The sequence below is a fragment of the Streptomyces adustus genome, from assembly GCF_009377175.1.
Lineage (GTDB): Bacteria > Actinomycetota > Actinomycetes > Streptomycetales > Streptomycetaceae > Streptomyces > Streptomyces adustus.
Genome location: NZ_VJZD01000050.1, coordinates 23,660 through 45,877 on the forward strand (window position 1 = coordinate 23,660; position 22,218 = coordinate 45,877).

The window sequence follows — 22,218 nt, forward strand, 5'->3', positions numbered from 1 at the left end:
TCTGCTCCTAGTGGGCACGTTCCTGCAAGTGGCGGACGAGGGTGATCAGCGCCTGGGCCGAAGATCGCTCGTCGCGTGCGTCGCAGGTGACGACGGGGGTGTCGTCCAGCAGGTCGAGTGCCTCGCGCAACGCCTGCTCCTCGCGCAGGGGCGAGCCGTCGAAGTGGTTGACGGCGATGGCGTAGTCGAGTCCGTACTGCTCGATCAGATCGATCACGGCGAACGAGTCCGCCAGCCGCTCGGGGTCGACCAGGACCAGCGCGCCGAGGGCACCGCGGGCCATGTCCTCCCACATCTGCACGAAGCGCTGCTGTCCGGGCGTGCCGAACAGGTAAAGCACCACCTGGTCGCTGATGGTCAGGCGGCCGAAGTCCATGGCGACCGTCGTGGTGGTCTTGCCTTCCACGCCCTTGAGGTCGTCCACCCCCTCGGCGGCCCGGGTCATCGTCTCCTCGGTGGACAGCGGGGCGATCTCGGAGATCGCCCCGATGAACGTGGTCTTGCCCACCGCGAAGTGCCCGACGACCAGGATCTTCACCGCGGTCTGGGTCGCTCCGCCGCGGACGTAGTCCTGCTCATCCAAACTTGGCCCTGAGCCCATTCAGCACCTCCTCCAGGATCTGCCGGTCGGCGAGAGCGGCCCGCGCCACCGGGGGACGGGTGACGAGATGGCCGCTCTCGGTGAGGGAGGACAGCAGGATCTTCACCACGCCCAGTGGCAGCCGGGTGTGCCCGGCGATCTCCGCGACCGAGAGGTAGCCGGCCCCGCACAGGTCCAGCAGGTTCTGCTCCTCGGGCGACAACCGGGTGGGCCGCCGCTGGTCGTCGTCGGCCGCCGTGACGAGGGTGATCAGCGACAGCTGCTCCTCGTCGGGCAGTCCGCGGCCCTTGGTGATGACGTACGGTCGTACTAACTCCGCGCTCTCCGAATCCAGTTCGTCGCCGTAACTCATGAGCGGGCGCCGAGGTTCTCGCGCGGCGGCGTGGTGAGCGCCTTGCCGAGCTGGCCCACGAGCTGCTGCATACGGAAACTGATGTCCTGCATGTCGACGTCGGGAGAGGCGGACACCCCGAGGTAGGCGCCCTCGCCGGCGGAGATCAGGAAGACCCAGCCGCCGTCGAACTCCACGAGCGTCTGCCGCCACTGGAGGGTCTCGCCGTCACAGAAGAAGGCGAGCGACCGGCTGAGCGACTGCACACCGCTCATCGCGGCGGCGACCCGGTCGGCGTTGTCCCGCTCGAAGTCCTTCGTGCGGGCCATCAGCAGCCCGTCGGCGGAGATCAGGACCGCGTGCAGGGCCCCGGGAATCTCCAGGGCGCTGTCGAGCATCCATGACAGGTCGTCGTTCACGAGTACTCATGCCCTTCACTGTCAGCACCACGGGTGCTGCTCGTCTGATCCGCGGGATCCGCCTGTGTCGCCCGGCCCGACTGCGTACCGCGCTGGAAGGCCCCCATGATCGCCGCGGTCTCCGCGCCGGAGCGCGACGCGGAGCGCGTGACGGACGCGCTGCCCGGCACGATGGCCATCGGCCGCTTGCGGCGCCGCTTCGGCAGTCCGTCGGAGGTCGAGGACGCGGCCAGGGTGGGCTCGGGTCCGCCCACACCCGGCATGGCCTCGGCGGCCGCCTTGGACGCCGTCTTGGAGGCCGCCGGCGCCTTGCGCTCGGGCATGCCGGTGAGCAGGTCGTGCGGGAGGAGGACCACCGCGCGGACACCGCCGTAGGGGGACGAGGAGTCCACGGCCACCTCGAAGCCGAAGCGCTCGGCCAGCACACCGATCACGGCGAAGCCGAACTGGGGCGGGTTGCCGAGTCCGGAGACGCCGGTGACCCGGTCGCTGGACAGCAGCCGCTCCGCCTTGGCGCGCTCCTCGTCGTTCATGCCGACACCGGCGTCGTCGACGACGATGCAGATGCCCTTGGGTACGGTCCGGATATTGATTTCGACGACCGTGTCCGGGCTGGAATAGCTGGTCGCGTTGTCGAGGAGTTCGGCGAGCGCGAGCGCCACCGGTTCGACGGCCCGGCTGGTGATGCCGAAATCCACCTGTGACAGAATTTCCACACGGCGGTAATGCCGGATGCGCCCCTGCGCGCTGCGCACCACGTCGTAGACGGAGGCGATGTCACGCTGCCGCCCGAGCCAGCCGTCGCACAGCACGGCGATGGACTGGGCACGTCGGCCGAACTGCGAGTTGGTGTGGTCGATTTCGAGCAGATCCTGGAGAATGACCGACTCGCCGTACTTGTTCTGGAGCCGGGAGACCACCAGCTGCTGCTCGGCGGCGAGACCCTGAAGTGTCCGCATCGCGGACTTCAGCACCGTTTTGGTGGCTTCCTCGGCCTGCTCCTGAGCCGCCTGGACGGATTGGGAGTATTGATTCTCCAGTTCGGAGTAATGGGCCCTCAGCCCGTCCATCTCCTGCCGTAAGGCACGCGCTGCCCGACGTTGCCGAACAATCAAGGCAATCGCGACAAGGATGACGACGAGCAGAGCCCAGAGCACTGGGTTCTGTATGTATTCCGTCATAAGACTCTCTTCAGGCGACTGACGGCCGACTGCTGAAATCCCGTCGAATGCGGGCGAGCCGGCGGACCGCCCGCATCGGGGTTTCCGCCCGGACCGTCCCCAAAGTCGGGGATGCCTTCTTGCGCCCATCCGCCCGACCCGCAAGCGTGGTGATCGTATCACCGTACGAACACATGACTGACCGTCAATATGTGCGATAGAAACCCATATTGACGGCCGGTTACATGTCGACTTACCGAGAAACGTCCACTCTTGGAGCGTGCGGTCGGGCGCGGTCTGCCGCGCGCCGGCGCGCGGTGGGCGACGGCCGGCTCAGGCCGTCGGGTGCGCGTCCGGCAGCCGGCTGAGCGTGCAGCCCCGGTACCCGGCGGCGGCGACCGCGTCGCACTCCTCGCGGTAGGTGCCGACCCCGCCGAGGCAGGGCATGAACACCCGCGGCTTGCCGGGGGTGTCGGCGCCCTGGTACCACGAGGCGGCCTCCGGGCAGAGCGTGTCCGCCGCCAGGTCGGCGACGTGCCGCACCCAGGCGTCCTGCGCCCCGACGGTGGCGTCGATCCCGGTGAGGCCGTGGTCCCCCAGGTGGGCGATGCAGTCGGTGATCCAGTCCACGTGCTGCTCGACGGAGATCAGCGGTCCTGATCGCGGCCGACGGCGACGGCACCACCCGCGAGGCCGCCTCCGGTCTCGCGGCGGCCCACCGCAGGCGGCCGGGATCGCCCGGCGCCGCGCTGGTGAACGTGCCGGCCGGCACCGGCAACTCCTTCTACCGCGAGATCTGGTCGGACCGTCCCTGGCAGGACGCCCTGGACGCCGCCCTCTCCGCCGACAACTCCCGCGTCCGCCGCGTCGACCTGCTCCAGGTCCGCGAGACCGGAGCCCCCGTCGTCCGCGGGGCGGGCTCCGGGCTCGTGGCCGAGGTGACGCACGCGGCCGCCCGGCACGCGGACGTCACCGGCCGCGAGCGCTGCCGTCGGACGCCGGACGAGGCACTGCACCGGGCCCGGCCGTACCGCGGCCGGGTACGGGTGGACGGCACCCTCCTGTACGAGGGGGACATCCAGCTGACGAACATCGGCGGCGGGCGCTGCCGGGCCGGGCACCACCAGCTGCTGCCCCGCTCGGTGCCGGACGGCGGCCTGCTCGACATCTGCGTGATGACCGATGGATCACATCTGGCCGAATTGCTCGAACTAAGCCGTAACGCGGCCCACTTGGACCGCCCTGGCGTACTTTACGCCCAGGGCGGGGAGGTCGTTCTGGAGCGTGTCGACGGCGAACCGCTCGTCCTGGAGTACGACGGCGAACCGGACACCGGCACCCGTACCCGCTGCACCATCGGCATATCGGCCGGCGCGCTGCCGGTCCTCGCGCCCGCTCCGTGAGCGGGCCCGCGGGACCGCGGCCGGCTCCTCGCGACCGACACCCCTGCGCATCACCGATCCGCAACCAAGTCCGCACCCAGATCCGCACCCAACGGAAACCGAAAGGCAAGTCATGCCCATCCAGCACACCGACGTTCTGCTCTACACCGGCGTCGTGACCGCGGAGAGCGGCCGTGAGGGCCGTGTGTCGTCCGACGACGGCAAGCTCGACGTCACCGTGAGCCAGCCCAAGGAGCTCGGCGGAGCCGGTCGCGGCACCAACCCCGAGCAGCTCTTCGCCGCCACCTACAGCGCCTGCTTCCACGCCTCCATCGCCATCGTGGCCGACATGGAGAAGGTCGACATCACCGGCTCCAGCGTCACCGCGCGCGTCGCCATCGGCAAGAACGACGACGGGTTCGGCATCATCGCCGACCTGACGGCGCACCTGCCCGGCGTCGAGCCGGCCGTCGCGCAGAAGCTCCTGGACAAGGCGCACGAGATCTGCCCGTACTCCCGCATGACGCGGGAGGGCATCGAAGTGAGCCTTCAGGTCGGCTGACCCGGCGCAGGCCGCGGGGAGGGGAACGGACATGGCGAGCATGGCGGCGCAACCGCCCGTCACGGATCTCATCCTGTTCGTCCAGCAGGTGCTGGGCGGCCTGGGCTTCGCCGCGGCCTACCCGGCGCTGAACATCGCGGCCGTCGGCCAGGCCCGCGAGGACGAACAGGGCCTGACCTCGGGCCTGTTCGACACCAGCCGGCAGATCGGCAACGGCATCGTCGTGGCGATCACCGCCACCGCCCTCACCCTCGACACGGACACCGAACTCGGCGGCTACCGCACGGACCTGTGGACGGTCACCGCCGTGACCGGCGTGGCGACGATCCCGGCGGTGGCGGGCGGCCTGCGCCACCGGCGCCGCGAGGGCACACCTGTGTCGGCCGGCGGCCGAGACGACAACACCGGCAGACCGCCCGGGCCACCCGGGCCCGCCGGTTCACCGAGAAGACACCCGAGCCCGGGAAGACGACCCCGAGGCGGGAAAACACCCACGGGGGCGGGCGGCGCGCGACCGGACAACACGGTCCGCACCGCCCGCCCTCGCCCGACTCCTCCTCAGCGCAGCAGGCCCTCCGCGCCGCGCGGAACGCCTCGCAGATGGCGCCCGGCCTGCTGCATCCCCATGAGGAGACGATGGCCCGCGTCGGCCAGGACCAGGCCGTCCACGACCGCCTCGCGCATGAGGTCGACGGTGTTCTTGACGGTGATGCCCTTGCGACGCGCATAGTGGCCGGCTTCGCCGTCGTCGGTGATCCACACGGAGTTCGCGAATTCGCCGCGCCGCTCGATGACCACGAGCGTCTCCGCCTCACCCAGGTGCTGCAAGGGCCGGGAGGGGGAACCCGCGAAGACGACACGGCGAATGCGGTCCACCGCGGCGGTCTCGGCGGGGTCGTCGATCGCGATCGGCTCGCCGAGCCATCCGCCGGCGGTCACCTGACCCAGCTTCGGCCAGTACCGCGTCGACTGCTCGGCCTCGGCCGCCACCGCCTCCGTCCAGCGACCGCGGCCGTCGAGGACCTTCTCCAGCAGACTCAGCCGGTCGACGGCGGCGAAATTGCACAGCACGGTGTTGTCGGGAAACCAGCAGTGACGCGTCATGGCTGGTAGACCAGGTCCCCTTCGTCCACGCCGGTACCGCTCGACACGCCCTCCTGCGGGGCCGGTTCGGGTTCGAGCGTCTCGCGGATCCTGTCGACGTCCACGCCCGTGTATGCGGCCAGGGGGCGCAGGGTGGTGTCCCCCGCCAGGTAGGCCTCGTACAGCAACTGAGCCGGGCGGAAGGGAAGTCGGTTGGCCTCCGACCACGTGGTGCGGGCCTCGAAGAGGTCGCTCTGGCCGGTCAGCCAGTGGCAGTCGTGCGTCGTGAGCCCGCGCAGCCTGGCCCCTGTTCGGGGGGCGATGACACCCAACTGGGTGAGCCTGGCCGCAAGTGCGCTGGGAGACACCTGGAAGCGCACGACCAGCGAGGCGAGTTGCTCGTCCGTCACTTCCTTCTCACGTACCACTGAGTCGATTTCGCCCCGGGGCATGAGGAGATTCGCGGCGAACACATTGGCGCGTACCTCGGTCAGGTCCTTCTGCCGCCCCGGGGCGAGTTGCGTCTCCGTCAGCAGGTCCTGGGCGTCCCTGGCCAGAATGTGCCCCAGTTCGTGGGCCAGGGTGAATCGCTGGCGGGTCGGAACCCTGGTCCGCGCGATCATGATCAGCCGGAATCCGTCCGCCTGCCAGGCGGCACCGTCGATTCCGTCCGGCAGGCCGATCTTCGCCACGTCGACACCGAAAGTGCGCTCGAAGGCCTGAAGCAGGTCGGCGGTTTCCAGGCCGTCGATCGCCGGCGTGCCCGCGGCGGCGAGACGGGCGAGCGCGTCGTCCGCGAGAGCCACACCCTGATCGACGTATCGCTTGAGGTCCGGACGGACAGAGGGCAGTTCCGGCAGCTCGGACGCGAGGCCCAGGAGATCCAGCACCTCGTGTGCCGTGACGAACCTTTCGACCAGGTCGTCGAGCCTGCCGCGGCCCTCGTCGTCGACCACCGGCGCACTGGCGCGGGCCGCGACGGTGGGGCGCAGCGGCTTCCGGCCGGTCAGCAGCCAGTCGACCGTGGTGTTGCCGAACTCCGCGATCCGGGCGAGATCGAGGGAGGTGAACCTGCGGACACCGTTCAGGGATTTCGACAACTTGTCGGGAGCCAGCCCGACGCCTTGCGCGAACACCCCTTGACTGACCGAGGCATCCTTCATCACTTTCCGTACGCGATCCGCCACATCGCCCATGAGTTCACCATACGAGCGAGATGCGAAAATCGCAACACGGACCCATCGCCGGGGCCGCTCGGCCTCGACGGAGCGCACACCGCCGGGCCCGCCGCACCTTCGTGCGCCGGGCCTCCGGCAGCCGTTGCCGTCGGCGAGCCGGAAAGGACCAGAAGTGCGGGAATGGACCTGGCCCTTCCTGGCTGCCGCTCCATGATGGGCCGCGGGGCACCCGGCCCCGATAGGGCCGACAGTCCTTTCCCCGGCCCGCCGGTAGGGCCGAACGGCCCTTTTTCGCACCGCCGTTCACCCATCGCTTTACGAACCCATTACGAGCCCAAAAGGTTCTACGGACCCCTCGCCTCCGTATGTCTGGGTGTGCGGGATCCGAAGAACCGGATCAGGAGACACGGTGCTCGTATCACGGAAGGCGGCGGGAACTCTCTTTGTGGGTGGTGCGCTCGGCATGACCCTCACTTCCCTCCTCTACCCCGCCATGCTCGGAGTCCAGAAGGTCAGCAACGCACCGGAGCGGGTCGTCGCCAAACCGGCGACCGGACCCCTGACGGAAGCCGACCGGGATTTCGTGGTCCAAGTGCGCTCGGCCGGACTGTGGGAGTACCCCGTCGGCCGGAAGGCGGCGAAGAAGGGGACGACGAAGGCGGTCCGAAGCGCCGGGCAGCATCTGGCCGACACGGATGCCTCGTTGGACGCCGCCTGCCGCGATGTCGCCGTTCAGTTGGGCATCGCACTGCCCAACCAGCCGTCGCCACTGCAACAGACCTTCGAGTCCCGGCTGAACGGGGAAAGCGGCAAGCAGTTCGACGCCGACCTGGCCACCACGGTGCGCGCGACGAGCGGGCAGCTCCTCACCACGATCGCGAGTGTCCGCACGACCACGAGGAACTCGCTGGTCCGCGCGCTGGCCGACCAGGCGAACGACACCGTCCTGGCTCACATCACGGTCATGGAGAAGACCGGCCTGGTCGACTTCGGTCAGGCCCTCGCGCAGGAAACCGCCTCGCCCGACCTGCCGGCCCAGGACCTGACCCCGCCGCCCGCGGTCGCGGGTCAGCCACAGATCGCCCTCACCCCGTCGGCGGACAGCACGGCCTCGCCGAGTCCGACGGTGAGGTGAGGACCTGACCTGGGCTTCGCCGCGGCCTACCCGGCGCTGGACATCGCGGCCGCCGGCCGGGCCCGCGAGGACGAACAGGGCCTGGCCTCGGTCCTGTTCGACACCAGCCGGCAGATCGGCAACGGCATCGTCGTGGCGATCACCGCCACCGCCCTCACCCTCGACACGGACACCGACCTCGGCGGCTGCCGCACGGACCTGTGGACGGTCACCGCCGTGACCGGCGTGGCGACGATCCTGGCGGTGGCGGGCGGCCTGCGCCACCGGCGCCGCGAGGGCACACCTGTGTCGACCGGCGGCCGAGACGGCATGCCCGAGACCGGGGAGCCGGATCCCCACGAGGGCGGGCGGCGCGCGACCGATTCGGGGTCCGCGCCACCCGCCCTCGGCGGAGGGACTCCCCGGCCGAGCAGGAGGTCGTCGGGCGAACGCCCGAGCGGTCAGGACCCTGGCCCGCGTCCGCCGGACATGGAACACTGACCGGTATGTCCGCTGCGTGCCGTGCGGCAGCCGTCGCGCCCCGCGAAGTTCGAGGAGGCGTATGTGTCCCCGGCCCCTGACCTGCCGGAGCTGATCGACCGGTTGGGCCCCGATGGAGCCCAAGGCCTGCTCGACTGGGCAGAGTTGAACGATCAGTCGGTCAGTTTGCTCCGTCCGTCCTGGCTGCCGCCGGGCAAGGGGCATACCGGGGCCGTGCTGGCCGCGCTCGAACTGGCTCCCCCGCCGATGGTGGCCGTCCTGAAGGTGCTGCCGGAAGGGCGACACCGCACGGAACCCGGGCGGCACACAAGGGCGTTGCGGGCGGCCCCGGGGCAGTTCGCAAAGGACCATCTCGTCGAGCAGCCCTTCGCCCCGTTCCCCCTCAAGGGCGGCGGCGCACTGATGTTCCAGAGCGTCGCGGGTGACACGCTGCGCGCCGCCGTGCCGCTCGGCGCCCTGCGGGGACCGGAGTTCACACGGACGTGCGCGCATGTGGCGCGGGGGCTGCTGACCGAGTGGAACACCTCCGCGGGCAGGCCCGTACGGACCGTCGCGTCCGCGTTCCTTCGCGCGGAGACGGACCCGGCGGGAGGGGGGCTCCACTCGTTCGAGCCGCACCGCCGGCACGCGGATCCCGAGTGGGCCGCCGACGCGTGGTTCGAGGTCGCGGGCCGCCGTCTGCCCAACCCCTACCTGATGGTGACGGGGCATCCGGATCTGCCCGACCCCGAGATGTCGGTCCTCACCGGGCTGACCCACGGCGACCTCCACACGGACAACATCATCGTCCCGCTGCGCCACGGCGTTCCGCTGGAGGAGGCATACCGACTCATCGACCTCGGCGGCTTCCGCCCGGACGGGGCTCTCACCTGCGACATCGCCATGCTGCTCCTGTCCGCGCTCACACCGTTCGTCACCGCCCCCCTGCCGCGGCAGCAGGAGGAGGCACTGATCGGCTACGTCGTCGCCCCCTGTGCGGAGTACGTGGATCTGCTTCCCCCCGACCTGACGCGCCGCGTCGACTGCGTACGGGACACCGCCGAGGAGGTGATGGGCAAGTGGCGGGAACCGTGGACCGACCAGCTGCTGCTGTCCGTCGTCGCCTGCGCCCTGACCTTCACCACCTTCTCCGGCCTCGGCGCACGCGCCCGTGACTGGTACCTTCTGCTGGCCGCGCATGCGGGCGCAGCGGTCCTGCACTCCCGTACCGAGGGACCGGCCACGGTCTCCCGGCCCGCCGCGCCTTCCGCACACGAGCCGCCGACGCCACAACCGGCGATTTCGCCGGATCCCGGTCCGGCGGACCGCCTTCGGGCTCCCGGCACACCGCATGCCACGCCGTCCGCGATACCCCGGCAGAGCACCGGCAGTACAGGGGACAAGGACCGGCGCAGAGCACTGCTGGAAGCGCTCGAGGCCGTTCCGGCGATGGCCGACAAGGACTCCCGCGAGGCCGTGCTGCGCCACCTTCCCCGACGTCTGGCCACGAGCATCCCGAGGTCGAACATCTTGCGCGTGGAACTGCTCGGGCTGGTCGACACCTGCCTCGCGTTCCCCGGCGGACTGGGCGAGCTCTGGGAGGCGATAGCGACAGTGGACACAGGGACCCGGGAACGCGAAGAGCTGCTCGACGCCCTTCGACGCATGCCCGACTTCCGTGCCGCGACGGACGGGGGGACGCGGGCGGGCTGAACGGGCACGCGGGCTATTCCGCCCCTCGGGGTTTCCGCGTGTGCGTCGCTGGGACATCATGAAGGAGCAGGACCACGGGCCGCGCGGCCCGAGACGGGGAGGGCCGCAGGGCATGGATCACGCTGGGGCGATCATCGAGTCGGAGTTACTCGATCTCTCGCAGCTCACGCTGGAAGACGTACAGGCGTATCGGAACGGCCACGAGTGGCAGAACGTGGAACGGCGGCTGCTGAGGGAGTTCGGCAACCCCTCCGTCTTCTTCGGCGACCCCAAGAGCAGTACAACGCTGTGACCTTGAGGCCCGGACGGCTACCACGGAGGCTCATCGGTGCGTGGCTCCTCTATGTCCCCGGGCCGGTCGGCGGCGGAACCCCCACGGCACGGGCTGCCTCCCCGGCACTTTGACCTCGTGGCCGGCGGCGGGGGCGGGCACGCGGTCATCGCCCACCTGTGGGACTCCGAACGCAGCCATCGCCTGGTCCTGTTCGGGCTCCTCACGGCCAAGGCGGGCGAACGCCCGGACGCCAAGGGGCCGTTGTCGGGGATCGTGGAAGCGTGGGACCTCCTCGTCGCCTCCGAGCGGCAGAGCGGAGCCATAGCGGACGGCATACTCCTGCTGCCCGAGACGGGACGCTGGCTGCGCCACTGCCTCCAGCGATTACAGGCGCCCGGGCACGGCCGCAAACCCGGCGAACCCCCGCTCTGGATGGACGTGGGCCATCTGCACCTCCTGGCGGCCGTGGCTGCGATACGCACCGGACTTTCGTTCCGCCTGAGGGTCCCCGCCTGGCACGGGCGGGTCTGGCTCCCCACACTCGGTTGCGCGGTGCTGCCCGGCAGCAGCACTGCCTGGCAGGTGGCCGAAGTCTCCTTCGCCGACCGCACTCTCACCGTGGCACTCGTCGGCCCGGCGGGCAACGACCACGATCCCGTGCGGATTGAGCAGCCCCTGTCCAAACCGTCCGCGCACTGGCGGGTTCCCCAGGTTCTGCCCCTGGACCTGGCGGACGGCCCCCGGGACGTCGTACTGCACGACATGGGCCCCTACCGGGTGCAGGGCGACGCATGGGACAGGCCGGACCCGCCGCCCGCCCCGGGATGGGAGGAGGCGACCCGCCGCTGGACCGAACTCATCGAGCGCGCCTGGCCGTTGCTCGCCCGGGTGGACCCCGGCGGCGCCGAGGACGTCAGTGCCTGTCTGCGCTCCATCGAACCGCTTCCCCCGGCCCGGCCCTTCCGCTGGCACAGCGCGACGATGGAGGACGGCATGGGCGGCATGGCGGCCTCGCAGCCGACCGGAGCCGAGCCGGCCGCCGCGGCCCAGTTCGCCGCGGTCCTCACCCACGAGGCACAGCACAGCAAACTGAGCGCGCTCCTGCACATGTACTCGCTGCACACGGCCGACGTGACACACCGTTTCTACGTCCCCTGGCGCGACGACCCTCGCCCGCTGCGCGGTGTCCTGCACGGCATCTACGCCTTCACCGGAGTGGCCCGGTTCTGGCGCGGCCACCTGCTCAACGGCTGCGGCCACGAAGAAGAGGGCCTGGCGGCATTCGAGTTCGCCCTGCGTCGCCGCCAACTCATGTTTGTCCTGCCCGGGTTGGTCCACGATTCATGCCTGACCGCGCTGGGCCGCAGACTCGTCGAGCGCCTCCTGGAGACGATTCGGGAATGGCAGGACGACCCGGTCAGGGCCGACTCCCTCGGCTGGGCGGAACTGGCCGTCGACGACCACTCGCTGAGCTGGCGCGCCCACCACATGGTCCCCGATCCCGATCTGGTCGGCGACCTGGTGCAGGAATGGGGGGACGGCACCGCGCTCACGGCCGCTCCCGAACAAGCCTGGCGCTACCCCACACCCCGCCTCGTCGCAGACCCGATGGCCCGCCACCTGGACGCTCGGGCCGTGCTCATGCGGATGCGTCTGGTTTCCGCCACCGCCGCACAGGTGCAGGCCACGGACGCCCTGGGAGACCTGGTGGCGGGAGCCCGGCCGGCGGACCTCCATCTGCTCGACGGCCGGCCGCAGAGGGCGGGAGCCCTGTACACCGCCGAGATCAGAGCCCACGGCGATGCCGGTCCGGCGCCGGGCACCGTCTGGGCAGGGCTGGCGTGCACGCTGCGCGGCCAACAGGAGCACGCGTGGGCCGTCCGGGCCTTGGAAGCCTGCCCGGAACTGGTTCGCCACGTCTACGCGTCCATCAAGCTGAAGAGTGCCTCGACCCCGGACCCGGTGACCGTGGCCGACTGGCTGGGCCGCACCGTGGCCGTCCCCTGACGACGAAGCGGTGCGGCCCCGGCGGCCTCACGGCATCGGATCGGCGTCACAGTTCGAGCGGCGCCAGGCCTCGGCGTCCGTGGTGGCCGGGTGCGTGGCGCCGAGCTTGGCGCTCATGCCCTCCACCGCGGCCAGGTGCATGGCCTCGGCCTCCTCGGTCCGACGCAGCGCCCGCAGATCGCTGGCGATGTTGTTCATCAGGGCGAGCGCGGTGGGATGCTGCTCGCCCAACGTGGCCTTGACCCGCTCCAGGGTGTGCTCGTCCAGTTCCAGCGCACCTGCCGCCTCGCCTTGGGCGTACATGTCGCTGGCCAGGTTGGCGGTGCACACCAGCACGGTCGGGTGGTCGTCCCCGAGCGCCTGGCGGGCGCGGTCCAGCGCGCTCTCGTTGAGGGCGCGGGCGGCTGCCACCTGGTTGCCCAGGCGCAGGGTGATGGCGAGGTCGATGTCCGCCGCCACGGTGTCGGGGTGATGCGCGCCGAACACCTCGGCGTACAAGTCCCTGGTCTTCTCGCCGAGCTTCAGCGCATCGTCGAGGTTGTTGAGCTGCCTGAGGTCGACCGACAGGTTCAGGGACGCCACCAGGGCGTCCGGGCTGCGCTCGCCGTAGCGGTCGGTGAGCGCCTTGCTGGCCTGAAGGCTGAGCTCGTAGGCGCCTGTGTGGTCACCGGCCTTGCGCCGGGACACCGCGAGCCGGGCCAGGGCGCGCAGCGTGTGCGGGTTGGTCTCGCCGAACACACTGCGGTACTTCTCGACGATCTCCTCGAACATGCGGGCGCCGAGCGCGTAGTCGCCCGCTTCGCGCCGGTCCAGCGCCAGACCCATCTCCGACAGGAGCGTGTCCCAGGCCTCCTCGCCGTAGACGAGGATGTTGCGCCGCCAGGTGGCCTCGTCCAGCTCGAGAGCCTCGTGGTAGTGCCCGCAGGCGCGCAGGGCCACCGCGAGGTTGTGGGTGTGGTCCAGGGTGAGCGGGTCCTCGTCGCCGTAGGCGCGCACGGCCCTGTCGTGGACGTCGCGGGCCATCGCCAGAGCACCCAGGAAGTCACCGTCCGAGCGGCGGTCGATCGCGACCTGCCCCATCGACGCCAGCAGTTCCTCCTCGGCGTCGGAGCCCAGTTCCTGCACGGCGGCCAGCATCCGTCGGCTCAGCTCCGCGGCCTCTCCGTAGCGGCCCATCCGCCACAGCACGTACCACAGGCCCCGGCACAGGAGCAGCGTCTGCTGATCGCCGTCCCCGAACTTCTCCCGCCACCGGTCGTACGCCCGCTGGCCGAAATCGCGGGCGCCCTGGTGATCGCCCCAGTAGAAGAGGTAATCGGCGGTATTGATGACGAGCTGGCGGACGTTGCCGACCTCCGACTCGATCGCGCCGGACTCCACCACGTGCGGGTACAGGTCGCCGAAGCGCGCCCAGTGGTCCGGATCCCGGGGATCGCGAGGGGCGTTGGCCGCCAGGAGCAGGTGCGCGCCGTGCCGCATCCGCTCCCGCTGCTCCTCCGTCATACGGGCGATGAGCACCGCCTGCACGAGGCGGTGCATTTGAATACTGTTATTACGGTGGTCAATCTTGGCGAGCGAATACCGATTGATCTCCCGAATGGCCCTGGCCAGGCGCAGCGGGTCGGTCAGAGCCCGGTCCAGGTCCGGGGCGATGGGCTGCACCGGCGCGCCGGAGAAGAGGGAACGGGCAATGGGCTCGGGAGCGAAGTACGCACAGATCTGCAACAGTTGCAGCGCCGCCGGATTCTTGCTCGCGAGATGGTCCAGAGAGACGTTCCAGGCCGTCGCGACGGTCTGTTCGTAATGCGTGGGCCGGGAAACTGTCATCAACTCTGCACGTTTCTCTGCGAAAAGGCGTAGGTACTCGGCGGCGGGCATACCCGTCTCTGCTCGCCAGGCCGAAGCCTGCTCGACCGCGAGTGGCAGATCGCCCAGCACCTGGGCGAGCTGGTCGGCCTCTTCGTCGGACAGATCGGGGTTACGGCGCTGGAGCAGCTGAATGCTCTCGTCGCGCTCGAACACGTCGACTTCCAAGGGGCGGGCGAGGGTGTTCCACTGCGGATTGCGCGACGTGATGATGATGGAGCCGCCCGAGCTGTTCTCCGAAATGCTCGGGAAGAACTCCTGGACCGCTTCCGGGCTCTCCGCGTTGTCGAACACCAACAGCCACTTGCTGTAGGGATTTCCGGTGCGCAGCGCCTCCAGCACGGCGGGCACCGCGGTGATCGCCTCGCTGCTGACCGGCAGGTGGAGCCGGTGGGCCAGTTCCACGAGCGCCTGCGCGATCTGCGTGGGACGCTCCGCGGGAATCCACCAGACAATTTCGTACTGGCTCGCCTGCCGGTAGACGTATTCCTGTGCGAGTTGCGACTTTCCGACGCCACCGAGGCCATGAAGGGCATGCGGCAGAACAGCAGTAGGGCCGCCGCGCAATTCCCTTTCCAGGTTCACCAGAAGATCTGCGCGTCCGGTGAAGACGAGATTCCGCGGAGGCATGTTTCCCCATACCAACGGGCGCACATTGGCATAATCGGTGGGGCGACTCAGAGTGATACCTGGCCGTGACGCTGTGTCGGGGTAAGCCGTGACCATGGTGGCGTCTCCTGGAGAGGTGCCGCTGTCAGGGCCGCCGATGTTTTCGACCAGCACCGACGCCTCGGAGGTGTTTGGTTCAGTCACTATGTCATAGCTTTCCGTGTATGGCGCGATGGGTCGCTCGCCGCGTGTCGATTCGCTCATCTGTATTGATTCCTCATGCGCCCGAATGAGTTGCCCGATCAATTGGGCCCGGCGTGCGTGCGCGCCGGAGAGTGAGCGCAAAACCAGCCGCTCGATCTCGCGAAAGCCTCGATTGTCCGCGGTCACCTGCGGTTTGGAAGCGGTTGCGCCATGCAGGTACGCGAGCATTTCCCGGGCAGCTGGGCTATGGGGCGCCAGCAACTCGGCCGCCGCCTTCGTCGCAGCCTCGGTCGCCTGCCGACTGCCAGCGGCCAGCACTTCCTCACGCACGCCCGGGTGAAAAGCGAAAAGATCATCGGTGGATTCCGAACCGGAGGCCACCAGGTCGCTCATGAGGAACTCGGCCAGATGCTCGGGGCCCGTGCGCGGCATCGTGCGCCGCTGGAGCGCGGTCATGACAGGCAGCGCGAGCGGAGCGGTCGCCAGGCGGGTGGCGAGCTGGAACGAGTCGGGGGAAGCCCACACGCGGAACAGGGCGACGCGTTCCGCCGCACTCCTGGCGCGGGTCTCACGCGACGGCGGCGGAGCCCAGCGCGCCGTTCGGGGCAGCACCAGGGCGGCCACCTCGGTCCATCGCGGACCCGCGCCGGTGAGGAAGTCCGTCCACGGCGCCAGCCAGCGCTCGGACAGTTCCAGGACCGGAACGACGGTGCGCTGCCCGCGCGCCTCGGTCCGGCCCGTGGCGTCGACGTACTCCCAGGACGGACGGGCAGGCCAGGGTCCGGACGAGCGAAGCCGGACGCGGTCGATCTGCTGCAACGCGCTGCGGCGCCAGAGGTGTTGGGGCAGTACGTCGAGGACGACCGTCGGCTGGTGCCGTCCCCACGACGCCAGGTGCCGCTGGACGGCGCCGGACTGCCATGCCGGGCCCAGACCGTCGGTGAGGACGAACACGATCGTACGGCCGCGGGGGTCCACCAGACGCCGGGGCGGGAGGCCACGGTCGCTGCCGGGCAGGCGGATCGACCCCGCGTCAGGTCGGGTGGTGTCGAGGTGGAGGAGGTGGTAGTCGCCGAAGCCGCCGTACTGACGTAACTGGCGGGCGACGTGGTCGGTCGTCTCACGCCAGACGGCCATACGCGGAGAGACGTCCAGCAGCACCACCGCGTTCCAGCGCGGCCCCGGCCCGGCCCGCATGACCGGGGGCAGCCCCGGGTCGACGGCCAGCCGCTCGGCCGTGGCGTGCGGGTCGACCTGCGGTGCCCGCAGGGTGGGTGCGGGCCGGCGTAACTGCCGCATGGCGCGACCGAGGGAAGGCGCGGGGGCCTTGGCCGGGCGGACGACCCTGACCGGCCGGGCGGCTGCCGCCTGGCCGTTCACAGGGATGCCGCCCATGTGCGGGATCAGCGGTAAGGGGTCGGGGTCGCCGAGGCGGAGGTCGCTGTCGACGGATCCCTGGGCGGCTGATGTCACCTCGGGCGTTGCCGGGCTCTGTGATACGGGGGGTGAGCCGTGGCCGTTGGAGCCCGAGGGAACCCGGGGCGAGCGGCCGTCCTGCTCGGAGCCGGGCGGTACGGGAGGGGGGTGATCGGACAGCCTCGGCGGGGCGGACGGGACCGGGGAGGCGTCGTCCGGTGCGTGAGCGGTGATGTCCGGGTGGTACGCGGCCAGCCACATGGCGTCCGCGATCTCCTGCGGGTGCAGCTCGCCGACGGACATGGCTGAGACGTCCGCGGCGACGGACGCCCCGGGTGGCCCGTCGGCCGCCGCGCGACCGTTGATCTTGGACGATCGGTCAGACACCCCAGTCCGCCCCGTCTCCGTTCAGCGGGTGCCAAATAGCCTCGAGCACGGCCTGCCACTCGGCGCGGTCTTCCTCACCGTAGGAGTAAGCGCCCGAGGTGACCAGGTGTGCCGCGTTGAGCAATTGGTCGGATGCCAGCCCGTCGACCTGAGCGCTGCGTGTCATGAACTCCCGGACGAGCCTTTCCTGCACATCTGCCAACCCGTCGCCGAAGTGCGCCGTGACCAACTCGGCCAGCTCCTGCGGACCGGGATCCGGTATATCAAGACGGAGACAACGGCGCATAAACGCCTCAGGGAACTCACGTTCACCATTGGAAGTCATAATCACGATGGGAAACGATCGAGTCTTGACAATCCCGTCCTGAATTGTCGCTGTTCTGCCCGGGTCGGATGTGTAAACGGTGACCTCGCCCAGGTGACGCTTCACTCGAACGAGAGGCTGCACGGCGAACCAGCCGTCCTCGAACAACGACAGCAGGTCGTTGGGCAGGTCGGCATCCCCCTTGTCGAGCTCGTCGATCAGCAGCACGCGCGGCAGATGATGGGGCAGCAGTGCGGTGCCCAGCGGACCGAGCTGGATGAAGTCGCCGATGTCCAGCGGGTCCGACGACGCCCCGCCGTCCACGCCCTCCTGCGCCGACGTCCGCTCCTGCGCGGCGAACCAGGCCTGTCCCGCCTGGGCGCGTCCGAGGACGTCGTACTCGAACAGCCCCGAACCCAGCGTCGTCCGGCTGGTCACCGGCCACTGGAGCACGCGCCCCAGGCCCAGTTCACGGGCCAGCCGGAAGGCCAGTGCCGATTTTCCGACCCCTGGACGGCCGGTCAGCAACAGCGGACGGCGCAGCAGGATCGCGGCGTTGACCAGGCGCACCTCCGCGGCCTGCGGGCGCCGCGTCGGCCCGGCCGGACCCAGCCGCCGGTCCGCCTCCTCGTCCTCGGGCGGCGAGGGCTGGACAGGCCCGCCGTCGAACGACCGCCAGCGCGGACCCGGCGGCCACGCACGCTCCTCGTAGGGGGTGTCGTCCTCGTAGGCGATACCGGTTCCGGAGTACAACGGTCGGCCCGGGCGGCCTTCGTCGGCTGCCGATAACCCTGCCTGCGGTGATGGACTCATTCGATACCCCCGATGAACGCGGCGGGCGCGCCTGCCCCACCGTCCAGCAACTGCTCGGGATCGTCCCAGACCAGGCACAGATGCTGGGCCGGATTCCGCGCACTGCCGTCGGCACGCGCCGTCGCGTCGCTCTTCCACTGCCGGGTACGGAACGGAAGGCCCGCCAGACCGCCTTCGGCCAGGCCGTCCTTGACCATGCCGTGGAACTCCACGGACGTCGCGTCACGGTGGTGTACGAAGACAGGGATGCCCAGATCGATGCCCACGCGAACTTCCCCCAAGCCGGCCGCGTTGCCGGTGGCCGGGGGTTCGCTCAGCACCATGGCGACGACGTCCTTCTTCGCACCGATGGTCGCGTCCAGTTGCTCCAGATGCTCGTTCACCGCGCGCCCCTGCTGCTCGCACCAATGAATGAAGTCCTCGCTGCCGGACGCGCCCTTCCAGCGTGCCCAGCGCAGACGCCAGACCTGGTGGGCGTCCCGACGATGAAGCCGCTCCAGGCTGTGCAGGACGATCTCCGGGTACTTGCTGAACAGAGGGTTGGGGTATGTCAGTGAAGGATCACGGTCCCACCACTCCACCGGCTCGTTGAGCAACTCCGTGGGCAGGAAGAACTCCAGCACCACCTCTTCCGCCCGCGAGTGCCACAAGGAGGACATACGGGTGAGCAGGCGCGCCACCGCGGCCGGCACCTGCGACTGGGGCACGGCCTGCTGGGTCTCGCCCTCCTTGGCGTGGTGCAACTCCGCCGACTCCGCGTACTTCACCCTGGCCGAAACCCAGTAGCGGCGCCCTTTGCGGGCCTGTCGCCGACCGGTGCCCTGCACCGGCGCAAGGTCCGGAACGAGCTTGATGTAGAGCCTTATCACCGGTCTCGCCGACGCGTCGGGGCCGTCGGCCACAACCGGTGCGGAGGTGACCTGCGACCCTGCGGTGTCGTCGTGCCCAGGCGCGGAGCGCCCCGCTCCGAGCGCCGCGCGCACCTCGGTGAGGCCGCCCGCACCGTCGACCAGATCCCAGAGCCCGGCGAAATGATCGTTCCAGCCGTGCAACTCGCCTACGTGCGAGGCGAAATCGCTGTGCAGCGCGAGATGTTCCAGCAGCACCATGCCGGGCGACAGCGCCACTCCGGGCATCACGCCACGGCCGGAGAGATGCAGGAACGCCTGCCAGACAGTGGTGCAGTGCGGGGGGAGCCGGAGCCGGTCGCCCGTGACCCGCGCGACCGTCGCGTCGAGCTCGGTCAGTTCCACCAGCAGAGCGGCACGCAACGCCGTCCAGTCCTTGAAGTCGTACAGCCGCAGCGCGTGGAACTCCTCCACCAGCGGCACCAGTCGATGTTCCAGCGCCGGAGCCACCAGCGAGGTGGCTTCCACCAACAGCGACAGACCGTCGGCCTGCTGCTCGCACACCCGCACCGCCTCGACGAACTCCTGCTGCGCAGTGGGAAACTCCGCCAGCGACCGACCACCCAACGCCCGCGTCAGCTCACTCCGCCACTGGTGCCGGCCACGCGTGTCGGTGAGGGCGGACGATTCGGCCAGGACACCCACGACCTCGCGCAGGATCCGGCGGTGCTGCACCGTCTGCACCGCGAGTCCCTGCAGCATCGGCGTCTCCCCCTCCGGGCCGCAGCCCTGCCTGGCGCCTCGGCCACAACACCCGCTCAGGGTAGAGGGATTGGGCCCTCGTCCAAACAGCTTCGACGAGATTCGGGGTAGGAACATGGTCCGGCGTCACCGCTCGCGGTGCGGCGTCCGCGTAGTGTTCTGGGAGTCGAGGGGGAGCAGGGGGACGACGTGAGCCGACCATTGCCGACACCGATCGTCGAGCGGCAGAACGACGAGGAGATGCTGACCATCCTGCGCGCCGGTGAGTCCTCGCACGCACGCGCCCAGAAACTCGCCGCCCTGCACGTCCTCGTGTCCGTGGTGCTCGCCGCGGGAGCCGTGCTCGCCGTCCTCGTCCCGGCCCTCCAGCCGACGCTCACGGCCGGCGGTTTCCTGTGGGCTCTCGTGTACGCCGCCGCGGCCGGCGCATGGACGGAGAACGAGTTCCGCAGGGCCGCGCGCCTGCAGGAACTGTTCGACACCCGGCTCTACGGCCTGCCGTGGAACGAGATGCTCGCGGGCGACGTGCCGTCCGCCGACGAAACGAGCCGACTGGCGCGGCGTTACAAGGGGTCCGCGGAATCCCTGCGGGACTACTACGAGGTCCGTGACCTTCCCCGCCCGTTCGACGTGCTCTCCTGCATCCTCCAGAACCTCGGCTGGGGCGCGCGGGTCCGTCGGCGGTACGCGAACACGGTGCAGGCCTGTGTCGTCCTGTGGATCGCGGCGGGCGTCGTGGTGGGTGTGACGAACCGGATGACCCTCGCCGAACTGCTCATGAACTGGTTCGTCCCCTCGCTCGGACTCCTGTTGTTCGGTGTCGACATCTACCGTGGGCAGCGCGACACGGCCGCGGTGCGGGAGCACACTCGGCAGGTGCTCCTGCGGGCCATGCGGGAGCACGCACGCTCGGGGATGCCCGCGGAACGCGTCCCGGAGCTGATGACGCTGGCCCGCCAGGCCCAGGACGCCCTGTTGCGCACCCGCCTCACCCAGGCCCGGGTGCCCAGCAGCTTCTTCAGGAGGTTCCGGGAGCGCGACCGCGACGACTTCGCCGCTGCCATGGACGAGGTCGGTGGATGGCTGACCGCAGTCGGCCCGCAGACCTAGAGCGGCAGACGAGTCGGGCTGTACGCCGGGTTCTGTCACCCGGTCGCCTCGCGGCGGCCGGGGAGACGGCCATCCATCTAGGGCCGACGTTGCCGCCGGCCTCGTGCGGTCTACCCGCGGACTCGGGCGGGCAGCCCTCGAACGTCCGCGCAGAAGCACCGGGGTGCTTCCTTTTGACCTTGCTCCGGGTGGGGTTTACCTAGCTGCCCAGGTCGCCCTGGGCACTGGTGGTCTCTTACACCACCGTTTCACCCTTACCGGGGACCGAGGTCCCCGGCGGTCTGTTTTCTGTGGCACTGTCCCGCGGGTCACCCCGGGTGGCCGTTAGCCATCACCCTGCCCTGTGGAGCCCGGACGTTCCTCGGGAAGCCCCCTAGGGGGACTCCACGCGGCCGTCCGCCCGGCTCGTCTGCCGTGTGGACCATGCTACCGGGCGCCGGTCCTTCTTCGGTCCCGCCGCCGTCGCCAGCACCGAGCCCGCCAGGATCAGCAGGAAGGCGGCCAGGACTCCGGCCGTGAGGCGCTCGTCCAGGAAGGCCGCGCCCGCCGCCACCGCGACCGCCGGGTTGACGTAGGTGATGACCGTCGACCGGGTCGGGCCGACCTCCTTGATCAGTTCCAGGAAGGCGACGAAGGCCACGGCCGTGCAGATCACGCCCAGGCCCGCCAGGGCGGCCAGGACCTCGGCCGAGGGCATGGCGGCGGGCCGGCCGGCCACGGCGGCGGGGGCGTAGACCAGGGCCGTCAGGATCAGGCAGGGGGTGATCAGCTGGAGGGTGGGGATGTCCTTCAGGCGGCGCGCGGCTATCAGGGGGGCGGTGGCGTAGCCGATCACGGTGAGCAGCACCTCGGCCAGGGAGCGGGCGTCGCCGCCCGTCAGGTGCGGGACGGTCAGGACGCCGACGCCGGCCAGACCGAGGACGAGGCCCGCGATCCGGCGTGCGCCCAGGACCTCCGCGTCGCCGAAGAAGCGGGCCGCGATGACGCCGACGATCGGGACGCCCGCGATCAGCAGTCCGGCGGTGGAGCTCGACAGATGCCGCTCGGCGTCCGTCAGCGTGAACCACGGGCCCATGATCTCGATGCACGCGAAGGCCAGCATGGGTGCCCAGTGCGCCCGGACGGTGCGGACCAGACCGCCCTGCCGGATCGCGAACGGCAGCAGGAGCAGCGCGCCGAGCGCACAGCGCGCGAACACCACCGTGGCCGGGGAGAGGTCCTCCACCGCCACCTTGATCAACAGATAGGGGATACCCCAGACCACTCCCATCAGGGAGAACAGGAACCAGCCGCGTGCAGTCATACGGCGAGTGTCGGCCCGGTCAGCACCGGCTGTCTTGAACGCTGTTGCGGTACGCCGCCGGGGTCACCCCCAGCACCCGGCGGAACCACCGGGTGAGGTGCGCCTGGTCGGCGAAGCCCACGAGCGGGGCGACCTCGGCCGGGCGCAGTCCGGATTCCAGCAGGCCGCGGGCGCGGGCCACCCGGTACTGGGCGAGCCAGGCGTACGGCGGCACCCCCATCGCCGTACGGAAGGCCCGTAGCAGCTGGTAGCGGGACAGGCCCAGGGCGGTGGCGAGGTCGGCGAGGGAGGG

The 22,218-nt window shown here is 70.2% G+C and carries 19 protein-coding genes, 1 other RNA gene and 2 pseudogenes; 9 read left to right on the forward strand and 13 right to left on the reverse strand.

All coding sequences use genetic code 11. The features are described 5' to 3' along the window. Window positions 1-7 precede the first annotated feature (7 nt). From FNH09_RS15225 to FNH09_RS15245, 5 genes are all read right to left on the reverse strand, one after another. Window positions 8-601 carry a GTP-binding protein gene (locus FNH09_RS15225; RefSeq protein ID WP_152888095.1) on the reverse strand — a complete coding sequence of 198 codons (594 nt, stop codon included), beginning with the start codon at window positions 599-601 and terminating at the stop codon, window positions 8-10. Continuing rightward, window positions 576-953: a DUF742 domain-containing protein gene (locus FNH09_RS15230; RefSeq protein WP_152888097.1), complete on the reverse strand. Its 378-nt coding sequence runs from the start codon at window positions 951-953 to the stop codon at window positions 576-578. Before FNH09_RS15230 ends, FNH09_RS15225 begins: the two co-directional genes overlap by 26 nt. Continuing rightward, a complete protein-coding gene (locus FNH09_RS15235; RefSeq protein ID WP_162468613.1) occupies window positions 950-1,351 on the reverse strand; it encodes a roadblock/LC7 domain-containing protein in 402 nt (133 codons plus the stop codon). The genes FNH09_RS15230 and FNH09_RS15235 overlap by 4 nt, the downstream gene beginning before the upstream one ends. Continuing rightward, complete coding sequence (locus FNH09_RS15240; protein WP_152888099.1) at window positions 1,348-2,532, reverse strand: ATP-binding protein; 1,185 nt, start codon at window positions 2,530-2,532, stop codon at window positions 1,348-1,350. The genes FNH09_RS15235 and FNH09_RS15240 overlap by 4 nt, the downstream gene beginning before the upstream one ends. Before the next feature lie 312 nt (window positions 2,533-2,844). Then, the gene (locus FNH09_RS15245) at window positions 2,845-3,141 is read right to left on the reverse strand and encodes a hypothetical protein (protein ID WP_152888101.1); all 297 of its coding nucleotides are present in this window, start codon (window positions 3,139-3,141) and stop codon (window positions 2,845-2,847) included. 14 nt (window positions 3,142-3,155) lie between these two features. On the opposite strand from FNH09_RS15245, the pseudogene FNH09_RS50155 reads away from it, so the two are divergent. The 3 genes and pseudogenes from FNH09_RS50155 to FNH09_RS15255 all read left to right on the forward strand — a co-directional run. Continuing rightward, a pseudogene (locus FNH09_RS50155) lies at window positions 3,156-3,383 on the forward strand (diacylglycerol kinase family protein); the annotation flags it as partial. After that, complete coding sequence (locus FNH09_RS15250; protein ID WP_420802756.1) at window positions 3,384-3,914, forward strand: diacylglycerol/lipid kinase family protein; 531 nt, start codon at window positions 3,384-3,386, stop codon at window positions 3,912-3,914. A 112-nt stretch (window positions 3,915-4,026) separates the two neighbouring features. Then, on the forward strand, window positions 4,027-4,455 hold the full coding sequence (locus FNH09_RS15255; RefSeq protein ID WP_152888105.1) for an organic hydroperoxide resistance protein: 429 nt from the start codon (window positions 4,027-4,029) through the stop codon (window positions 4,453-4,455). 558 nt (window positions 4,456-5,013) lie between these two features. On the opposite strand, the gene FNH09_RS15260 is transcribed toward FNH09_RS15255, so the two are convergent. Continuing rightward, on the reverse strand, window positions 5,014-5,559 hold the full coding sequence (locus FNH09_RS15260) for a PIN domain-containing protein (RefSeq protein WP_152888107.1): 546 nt from the start codon (window positions 5,557-5,559) through the stop codon (window positions 5,014-5,016). After that, entirely contained in the window at window positions 5,556-6,734 is a 1,179-nt protein-coding gene (locus tag FNH09_RS15265; RefSeq protein WP_238426684.1) for a helix-turn-helix domain-containing protein, read from the reverse strand. Before FNH09_RS15265 ends, FNH09_RS15260 begins: the two co-directional genes overlap by 4 nt. A gap of 445 nt (window positions 6,735-7,179) precedes the next feature. Here FNH09_RS15265 and FNH09_RS15270 point away from each other — a divergent pair, with 445 nt between their 5' ends. The 5 genes from FNH09_RS15270 to FNH09_RS48515 all read left to right on the forward strand — a co-directional run bounded on the left by FNH09_RS15270 (window position 7,180) and on the right by FNH09_RS48515 (window position 12,304). Next, complete coding sequence (locus FNH09_RS15270) at window positions 7,180-7,851, forward strand: DUF4142 domain-containing protein (RefSeq protein WP_152888109.1); 672 nt, start codon at window positions 7,180-7,182, stop codon at window positions 7,849-7,851. A 132-nt stretch (window positions 7,852-7,983) separates the two neighbouring features. Continuing rightward, entirely contained in the window at window positions 7,984-8,331 is a 348-nt protein-coding gene (locus FNH09_RS15275; protein ID WP_152888111.1) for a hypothetical protein, read from the forward strand. A 63-nt stretch (window positions 8,332-8,394) separates the two neighbouring features. Continuing rightward, window positions 8,395-10,023 carry an effector-associated domain 2-containing protein gene (locus FNH09_RS49800; protein WP_152888113.1) on the forward strand — a complete coding sequence of 543 codons (1,629 nt, stop codon included), beginning with the start codon at window positions 8,395-8,397 and terminating at the stop codon, window positions 10,021-10,023. A gap of 112 nt (window positions 10,024-10,135) precedes the next feature. After that, window positions 10,136-10,315 carry a hypothetical protein gene (locus FNH09_RS15285; protein WP_152888115.1) on the forward strand — a complete coding sequence of 60 codons (180 nt, stop codon included), beginning with the start codon at window positions 10,136-10,138 and terminating at the stop codon, window positions 10,313-10,315. Between the two features lie 117 nt (window positions 10,316-10,432). Next, the gene (locus tag FNH09_RS48515; RefSeq protein WP_162468614.1) at window positions 10,433-12,304 is read left to right on the forward strand and encodes an HEXXH motif domain-containing protein; all 1,872 of its coding nucleotides are present in this window, start codon (window positions 10,433-10,435) and stop codon (window positions 12,302-12,304) included. A 27-nt stretch (window positions 12,305-12,331) separates the two neighbouring features. On the opposite strand, the gene fxsT is transcribed toward FNH09_RS48515, so the two are convergent. The 3 genes from fxsT to FNH09_RS15305 are packed head-to-tail and all read right to left on the reverse strand — an operon-like array spanning window position 12,332 to window position 19,513. Continuing rightward, complete coding sequence (fxsT, locus tag FNH09_RS15295) at window positions 12,332-16,786, reverse strand: FxSxx-COOH system tetratricopeptide repeat protein (protein ID WP_420802755.1); 4,455 nt, start codon at window positions 16,784-16,786, stop codon at window positions 12,332-12,334. Beyond that, window positions 16,779-17,843 carry an AAA family ATPase gene (locus FNH09_RS15300; RefSeq protein ID WP_238426685.1) on the reverse strand — a complete coding sequence of 355 codons (1,065 nt, stop codon included), beginning with the start codon at window positions 17,841-17,843 and terminating at the stop codon, window positions 16,779-16,781. The genes fxsT and FNH09_RS15300 overlap by 8 nt, the downstream gene beginning before the upstream one ends. A gap of 56 nt (window positions 17,844-17,899) precedes the next feature. Beyond that, window positions 17,900-19,513, reverse strand: a complete 1,614-nt coding sequence (locus FNH09_RS15305) for a VMAP-C domain-containing protein (RefSeq protein ID WP_152888123.1) — start codon at window positions 19,511-19,513, stop codon at window positions 17,900-17,902. A gap of 189 nt (window positions 19,514-19,702) precedes the next feature. Here FNH09_RS15305 and FNH09_RS15310 point away from each other — a divergent pair, with 189 nt between their 5' ends. Then, window positions 19,703-20,623: an S-4TM family putative pore-forming effector gene (locus FNH09_RS15310; protein ID WP_152888125.1), complete on the forward strand. Its 921-nt coding sequence runs from the start codon at window positions 19,703-19,705 to the stop codon at window positions 20,621-20,623. Between the two features lie 5 nt (window positions 20,624-20,628). On the opposite strand, the gene rnpB is transcribed toward FNH09_RS15310, so the two are convergent. The 3 genes and pseudogenes from rnpB to FNH09_RS15325 form a co-directional block, all read right to left on the reverse strand. Then, window positions 20,629-21,031: RNase P RNA component class A (rnpB, locus tag FNH09_RS15315), an RNA gene on the reverse strand. A 115-nt stretch (window positions 21,032-21,146) separates the two neighbouring features. Beyond that, a pseudogene (locus FNH09_RS50160) lies at window positions 21,147-21,926 on the reverse strand (DMT family transporter); the annotation flags it as partial. A 19-nt stretch (window positions 21,927-21,945) separates the two neighbouring features. Next, on the reverse strand, window positions 21,946-22,218 hold a 273-nt coding region (locus tag FNH09_RS15325; protein WP_152888127.1), incomplete at its 5' end, for a helix-turn-helix transcriptional regulator.

Excerpts from the sequence above, each read along its gene's own strand:
- FNH09_RS15225 (WP_152888095.1), bottom strand. The coding sequence starts at position 601 with ATGGGCTCAGGGCCAAGTTTGGATGAGCAGGACTACGTCCGCGGCGGA.
- FNH09_RS15230 (WP_152888097.1), bottom strand. The coding sequence starts at position 953 with ATGAGTTACGGCGACGAACTGGATTCGGAGAGCGCGGAGTTAGTACGA.
- FNH09_RS15240 (WP_152888099.1), bottom strand. The coding sequence starts at position 2,532 with ATGACGGAATACATACAGAACCCAGTGCTCTGGGCTCTGCTCGTCGTC.
- FNH09_RS15255 (WP_152888105.1), top strand. The coding sequence starts at position 4,027 with ATGCCCATCCAGCACACCGACGTTCTGCTCTACACCGGCGTCGTGACC.
- FNH09_RS15260 (WP_152888107.1), bottom strand. The coding sequence starts at position 5,559 with ATGACGCGTCACTGCTGGTTTCCCGACAACACCGTGCTGTGCAATTTC.
- FNH09_RS15265 (WP_238426684.1), bottom strand. The coding sequence starts at position 6,734 with ATGGGCGATGTGGCGGATCGCGTACGGAAAGTGATGAAGGATGCCTCG.
- FNH09_RS15270 (WP_152888109.1), top strand. The coding sequence starts at position 7,180 with ATGACCCTCACTTCCCTCCTCTACCCCGCCATGCTCGGAGTCCAGAAG.
- FNH09_RS15285 (WP_152888115.1), top strand. The coding sequence starts at position 10,136 with ATGGATCACGCTGGGGCGATCATCGAGTCGGAGTTACTCGATCTCTCG.
- FNH09_RS15305 (WP_152888123.1), bottom strand. The coding sequence starts at position 19,513 with ATGCTGCAGGGACTCGCGGTGCAGACGGTGCAGCACCGCCGGATCCTG.